Annotated in this window: 5 protein-coding genes; 4 read left to right on the top strand and 1 reads right to left on the bottom strand. The window is 67.9% G+C overall.

What is annotated here, in order from left to right; translation table 11 throughout:
* Nucleotides 1-40: 40 nt before the first annotated feature.
* Nucleotides 41-1717: an FAD-dependent oxidoreductase gene (locus OH491_RS27025; protein ID WP_068772783.1), complete on the bottom strand. Its 1677-nt coding sequence runs from the start codon at nt 1715-1717 to the stop codon at nt 41-43.
* Between the two features lie 155 nt (nt 1718-1872).
* Here OH491_RS27025 and OH491_RS27020 point away from each other — a divergent pair, with 155 nt between their 5' ends.
* The 4 genes from OH491_RS27020 (at nt 1873) to OH491_RS27005 (ending at nt 15487) form a co-directional block, all read left to right on the top strand.
* Nucleotides 1873-3429 (top strand): sialate O-acetylesterase, encoded by a 1557-nt coding sequence (locus tag OH491_RS27020; RefSeq protein WP_068772784.1) that lies wholly within the window; start codon nt 1873-1875, stop codon nt 3427-3429.
* Between the two features lie 129 nt (nt 3430-3558).
* Nucleotides 3559-5772 (top strand): glycosyl hydrolase family 5, encoded by a 2214-nt coding sequence (locus OH491_RS27015; RefSeq protein ID WP_068772785.1) that lies wholly within the window; start codon nt 3559-3561, stop codon nt 5770-5772.
* Between the two features lie 82 nt (nt 5773-5854).
* Complete coding sequence (locus tag OH491_RS27010) at nt 5855-6691, top strand: LamG domain-containing protein (RefSeq protein ID WP_334319686.1); 837 nt, start codon at nt 5855-5857, stop codon at nt 6689-6691.
* Nucleotides 6692-6931: 240 nt separating this feature from the next.
* Nucleotides 6932-15487 (top strand): IPT/TIG domain-containing protein, encoded by an 8556-nt coding sequence (locus tag OH491_RS27005; protein WP_145929079.1) that lies wholly within the window; start codon nt 6932-6934, stop codon nt 15485-15487.
* Nucleotides 15488-15527 lie beyond the last annotated feature (40 nt).

Below are 15527 nucleotides of genomic sequence, written 5' to 3'. Positions count from 1 at the left end.
GAGGGCGCGATTGGCGCAGTCGGAAGATTTTTCGGAGTTATCATGGCGAAGGCGGAGCCAAGATCTGGCCGTCCTTGAGCAGGCGTTTGCGCAGGCGGTGATAGTCAACATTCTGGACGGCGATTTGGTTCTCGATGGCGAGAGTGGCGGCGGTTGCGACAGCCTGGGCCGCGTTCATAAATTGATACTCTATACGGTAGGCGCCGTAGGCCACGTAGGTTGCCGACGGGCAGGTCGGTGTAAGTAAATTTACGCATTCGGTGCGCCGCGGAACCAGACTGCGATAAGGGATGCCGAAGGGTGTCCAGTCGCAGTCTGTTGACGAATCGAAAACGATACCTTCCAGCCATACCTTGCCGTCGCGCACGAGCCGCCGGGCTTCGTGCAAATCGTGCGGCCACCACACCAGCCCGACCGGATCTTCGACGGGCAGCGGATCGAGTTTGCGTCCGTGATTTTGCGTGAGGACAAAATCGCTCACCATCCTTCGTCCGTTGCGCACGTAGAAAGCGCGCGGCCAGCCGTCGTTGTCGGTAAACTCGTCCTTGCATAATCCCCACGGGCTCCACGCCGCGCGCGTCTCTTGAGGGGCGGATGGATCGTTGGCCAGAAACCAATAGAGGCCCTGGATGTATTCGCGGCTTTCACGCAGCATCCGGGTGCGTTCGGCATGGGATGCGGTGGCGTAACCGTCGTTGAAACCGGGCATGTTGCCCGCGAGACGGTGCCAGCTTCCCGGATCGGTTTTGCCATTGGGCAGGCCGGCGAAGGGCGGTGTGATTTTCCCGCCTGCCGCGAGGTAGCGGCGTTGGAGTTCGTAGCGCGCGGGATCGTAGCCGGATGGCTTGGGGATGGGCAGACGATTATCGGGATCTTTCGTCAGGCAGAGACGAAAACAAAATGCCTGGGTGCTGTCGTCGGGATCGCCCTCGCGTCCGATTGGCTGATCCTGCACGCCGTGGATGAGTCCGCTGGAGGGCCGGCCCGGCTCCCGATAAGGGTCAATCGCACAGTCCAAGTGGCTGCGTGGCGAGGTGGTCTGGATACCGTTTTGGGTTTCGCCGTGGCGCGCGTTTCCTTCCCGGCCCAAAACGGTGCTTACCCCTGCGGCGGCAAGCAAGTCGCCTTCGTAAGTGGCGTCGATAAACACGGCGGCGCGGAACTCGTCGCCATTGTCGCAGCGCAGCGCCACGATGCGCGTGCCCTCCTTGAGGATATTGTTTTTTTCGGCGAGGCGGCGCGTCGGCAGCGCCTTGATTCCAGACTCTTTTATCCATTCCGCGAAGACCGCCTCGGCGACGTGTGGTTCGAACCGCCAGAGGTCCCGCTGTTTTCGTCGATGGCGCAACATCTCCTCAAACTCGTCCGTCCGCCCGTAACGGGCGCTCACGCGGCGGTAAAACTCCAGTGCGAGACCGCCAACGGCGGGGCTGTTTTGAAAATTACGGTGGTTGTCGATGTCGGTGCCGCCGAGCCCCTCGATGCTCATGCCGCCAAAGTGCTGCCCGGGTTCGAGCAGGATCACGGAGCGGCCCATGCGCACGGTCTGCACGGCGGCGACGACGCCGGCGCTGGTTCCGCCGTAAATGCATACGTCCGCCTCATGCACGGCGCTGCCAGCGAGGCTTGAAACCAACCCCAGCCCGCACAGCCGGGCAACGCGGAGGAAAAGACCGGCTTCTTTCGGGAGGCGGGGCGGGAGGGGCGGCGGGTTCATGATGATGCACGGGCGAGCAGACCGGCTTTTTCCCCAGCCGGCAAACAGGGCGCAATCTTACGTAAAGGAAATCGCGGCTGTGTTTCCTGGCCGTTTGCGGTTTTGGTGCGGGTGCCGCCTCCATCGGAAAAACCCAAAGCCCTGCCCGCCCAGCCATGTTAATAAAAACCCGCCTCATCCGCTTTGCCTCTGTGATTGCCAGTTGCGCGCTTTGCGCCGTTTCGAGCGGAGCGGCCGGCCTGCCAATCACGCTCGCGCCGCTCTTCCGCGACGGCGCGGTGTTGCAGCGCGGGAAGCCGGTGCCGGTCTGGGGCACGGCGGGCGCCGGGGAAACGATCACCGTGTCCTTCGGCAGGCAAACCGCCACGGCCACCGCCGGCGCGGATGGCAAATGGCGCGCCGACCTGCCGGCGTTCGAGGCCTCGGCGGTTTCGCGCGCGCTCACCGTCACCAGCGCCGGCGCGAAGGACGCGATCACCGTGAATGACGTGGTGGTCGGCGAGGTCTGGCTCGCCGCCGGCCAGTCCAACATGGAGCGCGTCACCCGCGCCACCGATTACGGAAAATTCGAAACCACCTTCGCCCGCGCCCCGCTCGTACGGCATTGGAAAAACGGCAAAAAAGTCTCCGACGCGCCCTATGCGCGCGCGATGGGAAAATGGGAGGCCGTCACGCCGGAAACCGTCGGCGAATCCACCGGCGTCGGCCATTATTTCGCTCTGGACCTCCATCGCGCGCTCGGCGTGCCGGTGGGCGTCATCAATTGCTCGTGGGGCGGCACCCGCGTCGAGGCGTGGATGCCGCCCGGCACCACCGACGCGAAAAACGGCCCCGCCTTCGCCGGCATTCACACCCGCTGGGCCGAGACGCTCCAAGCCTATCCCGAGGCGAAAAAACGCGCCGACGCCAACCTCACCGCGTGGGAAAAGGAACGCGCCGCGGCGGCTGCCGCCGGGAAACCCTTCACGAAACGCCGCCCCGGCACGGCTTGGGGTCCAGGCCACCAGGCCACGCCCGGCGGCCTCTTCAATGGCATGATCGCGCCGCACGTGCCCTGCGCGCTGCGCGGCTTCATCTGGTATCAAGGCTGCTCCAACACCAACCGCGCGCACGAATACCACGCGCTTTTCAGCGCCATGATCACCGGCTGGCGCGCGCAGTTCGCGCAGAGCGACCTCCCTTTCTACTGGGTGCAGCTCGCCAACTACCGCGGCTCCGGCGCCGGCAACACCGAATACGCCGACCTCCGCGGCGCGCAAACCGCGACGCTTTCCCTCCCCAACACCGGCCAGGCCGTCACCATCGACATCGGCAACGTCAACGACATCCACCCGCGCAACAAGCACGATGTCGGCCGCCGCCTCGCACTCCTCGCGCTCAAGCGCACCTACGGATTCAAAACGCTCGTTGACACCGGCCCCGAATTTGCCTCCGCCATCGCCGAGGGCCCCGCGATGCGCGTGACCTTCAAGCCCTCTGACAGTCCGCTCACCAGCCCGCGCGGCCTGACGCCGTCGGGCTTTGAACTCGCCGGCGCCGACAAAAAATTCCATCCCGCCGAGGCGAAAATCGAGAAGGGCACGGTGCTCGTGACCTCGCCCGCCGTGCCGCGCCCCGCCGCCGTCCGCTACGCCTGGCGCAACGCGCCCGCCGCCGGTCTGTTCAACCAGGACGGACTTCCCGCCTGCCCCTTCCGCAGCGACGACTGGTGACGCCGCCGCCGGAAAATCCCGGTGTCTGCGCCCTTACGTAAGCAAACCGCCGGTTGTCCAAACGGATGAAAAATGCCCAAATGGATTCGCTCTCGTTCTCCCGCCCGCGCCAGCCCAAACCTTCCGCCCATGAGAAAAAAACGCCTGCTCCGTCCCGCCCTGCCGCTTGTCCTCCTCGCGCTCGCCATCGCCGCCGCGCGCGCGGCGACATTCACCGTCGTCGCCGGTCCCGACTGGGCGCCCTACGCGCACTCAGTGGAGATCGCGCCCGGCGGCGTCTTCGATTACTCGGCCCTGCTCGACGCCCCCGCCGGCAAACACGGCGCTCTGCGCGCCACGCCCGCGGGGCATTTCGAGTTCGAAAACCGGCCCGGCGAGCGCGTCCGTTTCTGGGGGCCGAACCTCACGTTCACCGCCAATTATTTTTCTAAAACCGAGGCCGACCGCCTCGCGGAGCGCTTCGCCCGCTCCGGCTACAACACCGTGCGCCTTCACCATTTCGACCGCGACCTCGTGCGCAAGGGCGGCGACTCGTGGGAGCTCGATCCGCGGAAGCTCGACCAGCTCGACTACCTCTTCGCCGCGATGAAAAAGCGCGGCATTTATATCAACATCGACCTCTTCAGCAGCCGCACGTTCAGCGACGCGGAGCTCGCGTCGTTCGGGTTTCCGCGCGGCGGGAAAAGCCGGCTCACCGCCGACAACTACAAGGGCCTCGTGCCCGTCTCGAAGGCCGCTTACGAGTCCTGGGCGCTTTATGCGAAAAATCTTCTCACCCACAAAAATCCCCACACCGGCCTGACCTGGGCCGGAGACCCCGCGCTCATCGGCATCTGCCCGGTCAACGAGGACCAGCTTTTCAACCGCATCAGCAATCCCGGCGTCCTCGCGCTCTACAAAAAAGCCTTTGTCGAGTCCGGCGCGGGCACGGAAAAGGAGGCCGGCCTGCGCAGCTCCGCCGCGTGGAACCGTTTCATCATCGAAACGCAAGCCGCCTCCAACGCCCGCATCTTCGCCTTCCTGCGCTCGCTCGGCGTGAAGGCGCTCCTCACCGGCTCGAACTCCGAGACCACGCAAAGCGAGAGCTTCCTGCGCGAGCACTACGACTACGTGGACAACCACGCCTACTGGGACCACCCGAAATTCCCCGGACGCCCGTGGCAGCCGCCGTTCGAGTTCCACCAGAAAAAATCCACCGCCGACGCCGCCTCCGTGCCGAGAAAACTTTTCGCCACGCGCGTCTTCGGACGGCCCTTTACCGTCACCGAGTTCAATTTCTGCCGCCCCAACCAATACCGCCACGAAGGTGCCGTGCTCATGCCCGCCTACGCCGGGCTGCAGGACTGGGACGCGCTCTATAATTTCCAATACGCCATGAGCCGCGAGTCCGCGCTCGACGGCGGCGTGGACAATTATTTCGCCATCGCCAACGATCCCGTCGGCCTCGTCGCCGACCGCGTGGGCGCGCTGCTCTTTCTCCGCGCCGACATCGCGCCCGCGCGCGGCGCGCTCGTCTGGGCCGCCCGGCCCGGGGAGGCCTTCAGCGACCAGTGGCTGCGCTATCCCGCCGCGTTCACCAAACTCGGCCTCGTCACCCGCATCGGCTCGCTTACCGGCCAGCCCGCCGATGTCCTGACCCGCGCCGGCGCCGGTGACTTGAAACCGCACGCCATCGCCGCCGCCGTCATCGGCGCCGGCGACAGCACTTGGAAAACCAAACGCTTCGAAAACCCCGACCCGCTTCCGCCCAAAACCTACCTCGCCGACGACACGCTCCCCGCCCTGCTCCAGCGCGACGGCGCGCTGCCCGCCGGCTCCGTCAACGCCGACGCCACGCGCTTCACCAGCGACACCGGTGAAATCGAACTCCGCGCCGACGAGGGCTCGGTGCGCGTCGTCACCCCGCGTAGCGCGCTCTTCGTCGTCCCCGCCGGCGCGCGTCTTTCCGGCGGGCTCGTTTCCATCGAGGAAAACACGGCCGACGTCGCCATCGGCGTCGTGTCGCTCGACGGCCTTCCCCTCGCCGGAGCCCGCCGCATCCTCGTCACGCACCTCACCGACGCGCTCCCCGCCGGCGCGGTCTTCGCCGAGTCCGACCGCAGGCTTATCTCAAACTGGGGCCAGGGGCCGCACCTCGTCCGCCGCGGCGAGACCCTCCTCACGCTCCGCCTCGCCGAGGCCGGCGACGGCAACTGGCGCGCGTGGGCCGTTGACGCCACCGGCGCGCGCGCCCGAGAAATCCCGCTCGCCAAAACCGAGGGCGACGGCACCGCCGCCCTCGCGATTCGCCTCGCGACCACCACGCCCGAAGGCACGCAGCTCGCCTACGAACTCGCGCGCTGACGCCGCCGCGCCCCGCCCTGCCCTTCTCCTCGCTCTCCGCCGCGCGCACCATGAAAGAAAGAATAACGAACCGCTCCCAACCATGATGCTCCGTCGCGATTTTCTTGCCCGCGCCGCCATTGCCGCCGGGGCCGCCGCACTGCCCTTGCGCGCCTTCTCCGAAAAACGCCGTCCCGCGGTCACGGACGCAGGCGCCCCTGTGCCCGTCTGCCGCTGGCTGTTTCAGGAACCCGCCGGCGCCGCCCGCGTCTCCGAAGGGCGCCACGCCTACGCGCTGGCCGAACGCGAGGGGCCGGTCGCGCGCGCCGGCGACGGCGTCTGCGGCCCCTTTTGCGCGGAGTTGCGCGAGGGCCAGTGGTTCAACCTGCCGCGCGCCGACTGCCCCGCGCTCAACCTCCACGGCGCGCGACCGCTCTCGATCGTCGCGTGGGTCTGGCGCGCGAGAAAAAGTTTCCGCCAGTGCGAGGCCGTCGCCGGCATGTGGAACGAGACCGGCGGCACGCGCCAGTATTGCCTGTTCCTCGACCTCGGCATCTGGGACAGCCGCGACTCCGTGTGCGGGCACGTCTCGGCTACGGGCCGGCCCAGCCCCGGCTACAAATACTGCATGGAGGCCGGCATCGGCGCGCGGCCGGTGACGTTCGGCGAGTGGCACCAGGTGGCGTTCACGTTCGACCGCAACTGGGTGCGCGTGTATCTCGACGGCGCGCTCGATTACCGGCCCGGCCTCAGCCCGTATTTCTGGCCGCGCGCGATCCACGACGGCGGCGCGGGCGGCTCGGACTTCACTGTCGGCGCGGTGTTCCGCTCGGGCGAGATGGGCAATCATTTCGTCGGCCGCATCGGCGGCCTGGCAGTGTATGACACGGCGCTCTCCGCCGGGCAGATCGCCGCGCTGCACGCCGCGCGCGCGTGCTGAACGCCGCAAGCGAACCCCGAAAACACCGGCAAAATCCGCTGAGATTCCGGTCATCTCTTCCGGTGCCGGGCAAGGGCGTTGTCCCCGCCAGCCCGCCGGTAACTCCGCAGCATTTGAAAATCTTATGTAAGCACTCGTTTCTCTGTCCCCCTCCATTCTTTGATGCAAATGTCCGGCGGTCAAAACCTCCTATTGTCCCCGCCCAACCGTTTCCCCGCCATGCACTGCTTTTGCTTCCTCATGCACGCCATACGGCGCCCGTCGCTCCCCATCAGCACCCTCGCGATCGCCTTCGCCGCGTTCGCCAGCGCCCTCGCCCCCGCCCGCGCCGCGCTCATCGCCACCGACGACTTCGACTCCTACGCCGCCGGCGCGCTCTCCGGGGCCAACGCCGGCACCGGCTGGGGCGCCGCCTACTCCGCGCAGGCCGGCGCGACCGTCGCCGACGACGCCGCGCCCGTCACCTATATGTTGCCAAACGGCGTCGTCCTCGGCGGCGGCAACGCCCTCAAAATCACCGGCGCCGACGTGAACTCCGTCCTCTCCCGCGCCCTTGCCACGCCCGTCACCGACGGCTCCGATGTCTTCCTCTCCTTCGTTTTCCGCATCCACTCCGCAAACTCCAACGGCGCCGAGCCGGACGGCGCCGAGATCCCCACCTCCGGCAACATCCTCACCGGCTGGGTCGCGAAGGATGCCGACGACGACAACGCCGTTGACACGATGGGCGTCATCGGCGCCAACGGCAGGGCCACCGCCCGCGTCAACAACTCCTCGCTCACCTCCTCGCCCGTCAGCGCGCCGCTCGTCTTCGGGCAAAACATGCTTTTCGTCGTCAAATACACCGGCTGGGACGGCGCTTCCTACAAGGCGTGCAAGGTCTGGCTGAACCCGACGCCGAACGACGAGGCGTCCGCCAGCACCGCTGTCGCCGTCACCAAAACCGCCACCGCCGGCGGCTCGGACGCGTTCAACGGCATCCGCGTGCGCACCACCGGCCTCGCCAGCAACGGCGGGCGCCACTTCCTCATTGACGCGCTCCGCGTCGGCACCAGTTGGGCGGATGTGGTCGGCGCGCCGACGGGCGTCACCGCCGCGCCCGCCGACGTGCCGCGCGTGGTCGTCTTTGGCGACTCCCTCTCCTCCGGCGGCCCCGGCAACAACCCCTCCACCGGCCCCGCTTCCACGCCCGAGTATCCGAAACTCACCTGGATAACCCAGCTCTCGCCGCTGGCGGGCTACGGCGCGCTCGGCAACCATCAGGTTGACGGCATCGGCACCAACTACGCCAAGGGCGGACACACCACGGCGGACATGGTCGGCCGTGTTGGCGATTTTCTCGCGGACTACTCCAATGTCGCCTCGCTGCAAAACCTCTACGTCCTCTGGTGCGGCGGAAACGATGTCGGCCACGCCGTGCAGGACAACGCGTTCTCCATCTTGCTGAGCCCCTCGTCCGCCAAGACAACCATCGTCGCGGTGGCCGAGGCCGCGGCGGACCGGATGGAGGCGCAAATCCAGCGGCTCGCCGCGAGCGGGGCGACCCGGTTTTATTGGATTGACCTTCCCAACCTCGGGGCGACCCCGGCGGTCGAAAATTATGCCACCCAATACGGGCTCTCCTCGTTAAAAGGCACCCTGGCCGACATCATGCAATCGGCCGCCGCGGCTTTTAACGCCAAAATGCCCGCCGCCATCGCGCGCCTGACTGCCGCCAATCCCGGCATCACCATCCGCACCTTCAGCGCGTGGGACACCTTCAACGCCATCATCGCCGACCCCGCCGCCCACGGCTTCACCAACGTCACCAGTTCGTGCGCCGCCGACGGCGTCACCACCGCCGCCGCCAACAACTACCTCTTCTGGGACAACGTCCACCCCACCGCCCACGGCCACAACCTCATCGCGAACCAAGTGCTCGCCGACTGGCAGGCCGCCGGCCTCGTGGTCCCGCCGCCCGCCCCCGCCATCACCGCGGTCTATTGCGAAAATGCCGTGCCCGTCCCCGGCGACATCGTCAGCATCACCGGCTCGAACCTCGCCGGCCTCTCCGCCGTCACCATCGGCGGCATCCCCGCCGAAATCATCGGCGCCAACAACACCTTCGCCAAAGTCCTCTTCCCCGCCGGCGCCACCGCCGGCGCCGCCGTCACCGCCGCCACCGCGCCCTCCTCCAACCAGACCACCCACGTCGCCGCGTGGACCGCCGCCGCGCTCCCGCCCGTGCCCTCCGTCACCGGCTTCTCCACGACCACCGCCGCCCCCGGCGACAGCGTCACCCTCACCGGCCAAAACCTCTCCGGCATCGTCACCCTCGCCGTCGGCGGCAAGCCCGCGGCCATCACCGCCCAAAGCGACGCCGAACTCACCTTCACCGTCCCCGAAGACGCCCCTCTCGGCGCCGCCGGAATCGCCCTCGATACCCTCGCCGGCGACTTCGTTGCCCTTCAGCAGCTCACCATCAAAACCACCCCCTCCAATCCCGACCTCATCGCCGAGGACAACTTCGACTCCTATACCCCCGGCTCCACCCTCGCCAGCCAGTCCGCCGGCGGCACCGGCTGGGTCGCCGCTTGGACCACCCAAGCCGCCACTACCGTCACCGTCTCCCACGACCCCGCCGACCTCATCTCCTATACCCTCGACAACGGCACCATCCTCGGCAGCGGCACCGCCGGCTCCGTCATCGTCGTTTCCTCCACCGCCACCGCCAACAATTTCGATCAAGACACCGCCCTCCAACGCGACTTCGCCACCGCCCCCGCCGAAGGCGCGGACCTTTTCGTCAGCTTCATTTACAAGATAAAAGACCTCTCCAAAACCGACGACACCACCTTCTCCTCCGGCAATAACCTCCTCTGCTGGTTCGGCAAGGACTCCGCCAAAGCCACCACCGACACCGCTGTCGCCGTCGGCTACAGTGGCGGCTTCCATCCCCAAGTCAACAACGCCCGAGGTTCCAGCGTCGGCTCGCACGCCTACGGCCAGACCTACTTCGCTGTCGTCAAATACACCGGCTGGGATGGCACCGCCTACCGCACCGCCCAAGTCTGGCGCAACCCCAAGACCACCGACGAAAACTCCTCCGTCACTACCATCACTCGCGCTTATTCCCCCGGTTCCGGCGGCTCCACAGCCATCACCGGCATCCGTGTCCGCACCAACAACCTCATCGCCATAAACCCTGACGCGGGCACCGGCCGCTACCACGTCGTTGACGCCATCCGCGTCGGCAAAACCTGGGCCTCCGTCGTCGGCCTGCCCGCGCCCGCCATCACCGGCATCACGCCGACTGCCGTCCACCCCGGCGACAGCATCACCATCACCGGCACGAATCTCGATGACGCCACCGTCACCATCGGCGGCGTCACCGCCACCGTCACCGCCAATACCGCCACGAGCATCACCGTCACCGTGCCCTCCGCGTCCGGCGCGGTCGGCGGCGCCGTCTCCGTCGTCGTGACCACCGCCGGTGGTACCGTCACTGCCGACCAGACACTCACCGTCACGCTGCTCGCGCCGGCGATTGCCAGCATTTACCCACTCACCGTCTATCCCGGCGGCAACGTCACCATCACCGGCTCGAATCTCGATGATGCCACCGTCACCATCGGCGGCGAGGAGGCGGTCATTACCGAAAACACCGGCTCCTCCATCACCGTCACCGTGCCCGTGGAGACCGCCGTCGCCACCGGCATCGCCGTCGCCGTCACCACTGCCGGCGGCACCGTCATCGCCAGCCAGGCACTTACCGTGACGCCACCCCCGCCGGTCGTCACCGGCATCACGCCGCTTTCCGTCGCCCCCGGCGGCAGCATCACCATCACCGGCGCGAACCTCGACGGCGCGACCGTGACCATCGGCAGCGTCGCCGCCACCATCACCGCTCCCGGCGCGACCTCGCTCACCGTCACTGTGCCGGAGGGCGTGCTCGGTGAAAACAAAGCCGTCGCCGTGACCACCGCCGGCGGCACGACCACCGCCGCGCAGACCCTGACCATCACGGCCGTGCCGCCGCCCGCGCCGGTCATTACCGGCATCACGCCGACTGACGTCCACCCCGGCGGCAGCATCACCATCACCGGCACGAATCTCGTCGGCGCGACCGTGACCACCGTCACCATCGGCGGTGTCGCCGCTACCGTGACCGCCAGCAGCGCGACCTCGCTCACCGTCACCGTGCCGGAAGGCGTCCTCGGCGACACCGTCGCCGTCGCCGTCACCACCGACGCCGGCACGACCACCGCCGCGCAAACCCTCGCCATCACAAAAGCCGCCCAGCCCGCCCTCGTCGTCACCGCTGTCACCGGCAAGAAATACGGCGATGCCGCGTTCCAGCTTGCCGCCACCGGCGGTGCCGGCATGGGCGCGCTCACGTTCGCCCGCACCGCCGGCACCGACGCCACCGCCACCGTTTCCGAGGCCGGCCTCGTCACCATCACCGGCGCTGGCGACATCACCGTCACCGCCTCGAAAACCGCCGACGCCCGTTACGCCGCCGCCACCTCCGCCCCGCTCGCCATCACCATCGCCAAAGCCGATCAGCCCGCGCTCGTCATCACGCCCGTCACCGGCAAAACCGCCGCCGACGCGCCCTTCACGCTCGCCGTCACCGGTGGCGCCGGCACGGGCGCGCTCACGTTCGCGCGCACCGCCGGCACCGACGCCGTCGCCACCGTGTCCGCGGAGGGCGAGGTCACCATCACCGGCGCGGGCGAAATCACCGTCACTGCCACCAAGGCCGGCGACGCAAACCACAACCCCGCCACCTCCGCTCCGCTCGCCATCACCATCGCGCCCACGCCCGATTACGACACCTTCACCACCGTCGCCGAAAACGGCGGCTGGGTGCCGCTCACCCACTCGCTCGATATCGCCGAGGGTGGCGTCTTCGACTTCGCGCAACAGGGCCTGCTCGACGCCCCCGCCGGCAAACACGGCGCGCTCCACGCCACCGCCGCCGGCCACTTCGAGTTTGAAAACCGCCCCGGCGTGCGCGCCCGCTTCTGGGGCGTCAACATCGTCCAGATGGCCAATTTCCTCAACACCCACGCGCAGGCCGACCAGCTTGCCGCGCGCCTTGCCCGCTCCGGCTACAACACCGTCCGCCTCCACCTCTTCGACGAGTATCTGGTCAGCAGCAGCATCTCCGCCGGCGGCGACTCTTGGGACCTCGACACCGCCCGTCTCGAAAAACTCGACTATCTCTTTTACGCCCTCAAGCAGCAGGGCATCTACATCAACATAGACCTCTACGGTTCGCGCGGCTTCAGCGAGACCGAGGCAGCCTCCTTCGGCCCCGGCATCACCACGAGCATCGCCAAGAACAACTGCAAAGGCCTCTTCGCCATCTCCGACGCCGCGCTCGAATCCTGGAAAAACTTCGCCACCAACCTCCTCACCCACGCCAACCCCTACACCGGCCTGACTTGGGCCGCCGACCCCGCGCTCATCGGCATCTGCCCCGTCAACGAAAACCCGCCGCATCGCGACAGCGTTTCCGACGCCATCCCGACCGAGGTTTCCTCTCTCTTCAAGGCCCGCTACACCGCTCTGACTGGCAGCACCACCTATAAAGGCGCCGACTGGAACCGCTTCGTCTTTGAGAATGCCCGCGCCTCCAACGACGCCATGGCCACCCACATCCGCTCGCTCGGCTCCAAGGCACTCATCACCACGGCCAACAACACCGTCGCCGCCGCGCTCGTTGACCTGCGCTCCCGCTACGACTACGTGGACGGCCACCTCTACTGGGACCACCCCAGCTTCCCCGTAAACTCGTGGTCGCTGCCCATCAACTTCTCCCAGTCCAGCGCCACCGCGACCAGCGCCTATAACCCCGCCCGTATGATGCCCACGCGCATTTTAGGAAAACCCTTCACCAGCACCGAGTTTCACTTCTGCCGACCCAACCGCTACCGCGCCGAGGGCCCCCTCCTCATGCCCGCCTACGCCAGCCTTCAGGACTGGGACGCCATGTATAATTTCGACTACGCAAAGGACATCGCCGGCGCCACCACCGGCACCGCCGACAACTACTTCGCCATCGCCAACGATCCCGTCGGCCTCGTCGGCGACCGCCTCGGCGCGCTCCTCTTCCTGCGCGGCGACATCGCCCCGGCCACCACCACGGTCGCCTACGCCGTCACCGACACCGAAGCCTACGCCAACGACTCCAGCGGCAACCCCGGCCGCGAGTTCGACGACAACTTTCGCCACGTCGGCCTCGTCGCCCGTATCGGCTCGCTCCCCGGCGCCCCCGCCGCCGTGCTCGCCGCCAACCCCGGCCTCGCCGCCGCCGTCACCGGCTCCGCCGCCGGTCTCGCCGAAAACGCCGCTGCCAGAACCTATGTCGCCGGCACCAGTCTCGTCACCAAACTCCGTGACGATGGCATCCTCCCCGCCGCCGGCGCCGACGGCACCGCCAGCGAAACCGGCCAGCTCACCCTCAATACCGCCGCCGGCATCTTCCGCGCCGTCACCCCCCGCGGCGAACACTTCATCCTCGCCCCCGGCGCCACCCTCGCCGGCGACCGCGTCACCGTCGCCAACGGCTCCGTCTTCGGCACCGTCTCCGTCGTCGCCCTGAAAACCGCCTCCGAAATCGCCGCCGGCGCCGACGCTCCCGCGCTCGCCGCCGCCCGCCGCCTCCTCGTCACCCACCTCACCGACGCCCTCACCACCGGCATGACCTTCGCCGCCGCCGACCGCAAGCAACTCACCGCCTGGGGCTCGCTCCCGCACCTCGTCCGCGCCGGCTCCGCCACCCTCGACCTCACGCTCCCTGCCGGCGGATGGACCGCATGGGCCGTGGACATGACCGGCGCCCGCCTCCGCGAGCATCCCCTCGTCCGTGTCGGCGACACCAATGTCTGGCGCATGGAAATCTCCACTGCCGGCATTTCCGAAACCGGTGCGCAGTTCGCCTACGAGCTTGTGTTGACCGGCTCCGCCGCGCCGCCGGTCGTGACCGGCGTTTCCCCGCTCGCCGCGCATCCCGGCGACAGCGTCACCATCACCGGCGAAAACCTCTTCGACGCGACTGTCACCATCGGCGGCGCGGCAGCGGCGGTTATCGCCAGCACCGGCACGTCGCTCGCCGTCACCGTTCCCGCCGGCGCGTTCGGCGGTGACGGTGCGGTGGTCGTCTCCACCGCGGGCGGCGCCGTGACCGCGGCGCAGACGATTGCCGTCACGCTGCCTGAGCCGGTGATCAGCGACGTTTTCCCGCTCGCCGTCGCTCCCGGCTCAAGCATTGCCATCACCGGTGCGAACCTGGCCGGCGCGTCTGTCGCCATCGGCGGCATCTCCGCCACCGTGACCGCTGACGGCGCTACCTCGCTGACCGTCACCGTGCCGGAGGCCGTGCTCGGCGAAAACATCGCGATCGTCGTGACGACCGGCGGCGGCACGGTCACCGCCAGCCAGACGCTTGCCGTCACGGGCGCGCCACCACCCGCGCCGACGATAAGTAACATCCTGCCGCTCAATGTGCATCCCGGCGCCCTCGTCACCATCACCGGCCAGAATCTCGCCGGCGCGACCGTGACCATCGGCAGCGTGGCGGCGGAGATAGTTGCCAACACCGGCACCGCGATAACAGTCAGGATTCCCTCGGGCACCGCCGGCGGCCTCGTCAGTGTCACCACGGCCAGTGGCGGGACAAGTTCGACCCGGCAAGTCATCATCAAGCCCGATGCCGGCGACAGCGGCGTGCTGCCCGCGCCGGCGGGCGTGGTCGCCTCCTCGGGAAGCGCCAATTACAAACTCTACGTTTCCGACATCGCACTGCACACGATTCAAGTCATTGCCTCGGGCACCATCACCACGTTCGCGGGCAATCCCGGTTCGCCCGGTCTGGCGGACGGCACCGGCACCATCGCGCTCTTCAACCGTCCGCGCGGACTCTCGATCAACCACGCCGGCGCGCTCATCGTGGCAGACAGCGGCAACAATCTCCTGCGCTCCGCCACCGCCGACGGCACGGTCGCGACCACAGGCACCGCCGGTGCAGACGCGGACCTCGCGGCGGCGGCCGGCGTCGCCGCATTCGACGCGGCGTCCGGCGAAACCTACATCGCCGACACTGGAAACCACTTGATCAAGAAAATCATCGCCTCGGGCGAGGTGCGCACCGTGGCCGGATCCGCCACGTCGGGCACTGCCAACGGTCCCTTGCTTGAGGCGCAATTCAACTCGCCCGCAGGCGTTGCCGTCGATGTGACCGGCAGCTACCTCTACGTGGCCGACACCGGTAATCACGTCATCCGCCTCATTGACCTGAGTGGCGGAGTCGTGAGCACCTTTGCCGGGCAAATGGGCGTCGCCGGCGACGCCGACGGCGGCGCGCTGGGCGCGTCCACCTTCCGCTTTCCCGGCGATCTTATCGTGGATGGAACTGGCGACGTATATGTGGCCGACACGGGCAACTCGCGCATCCGCCTCATCACCTCGGACGACGGACGAACCGTGGGCACGCTGGTCGGTGGCGCCCCCGGCTTTGTGGACGGCGGCGGCACGGCGGCGCGTTTCTCCAGTCCGTCCGCCCTCGCCCTCGCCGAGGACGGCAGTATCTACGTGGCGGATACAGGCAACGGCGCCCTCCGCCGCATCGCTCCCGACGCCTCCGCCACTGTCACGACCCTCGCGCTCAAGTCTCCCGCGTCCTCGTCTGTCACGCCTCCGCCCGGTCAATCCCCCGGTGGTTCGGGCGGCGGCGGTGGCGGCGCGCCTTCGGTTGGATTCCTTGCCGCCCTCGCCGTGTGCGCCGCCCTCCACTTGCGCAAGCGGCGGTAGCACGGGTTGCCAGCCCGTGTTGATGCGCGAAGCGCGGCCT

Origin of the sequence: Termitidicoccus mucosus (genome assembly GCF_038725785.1) — a bacterium.
GTDB classification, from domain to species: domain Bacteria; phylum Verrucomicrobiota; class Verrucomicrobiia; order Opitutales; family Opitutaceae; genus Termitidicoccus; species Termitidicoccus mucosus.
The sequence above is the reverse complement of the archived record's forward strand: the minus strand, read 5'-3'. Positions and strand labels throughout refer to the sequence as shown.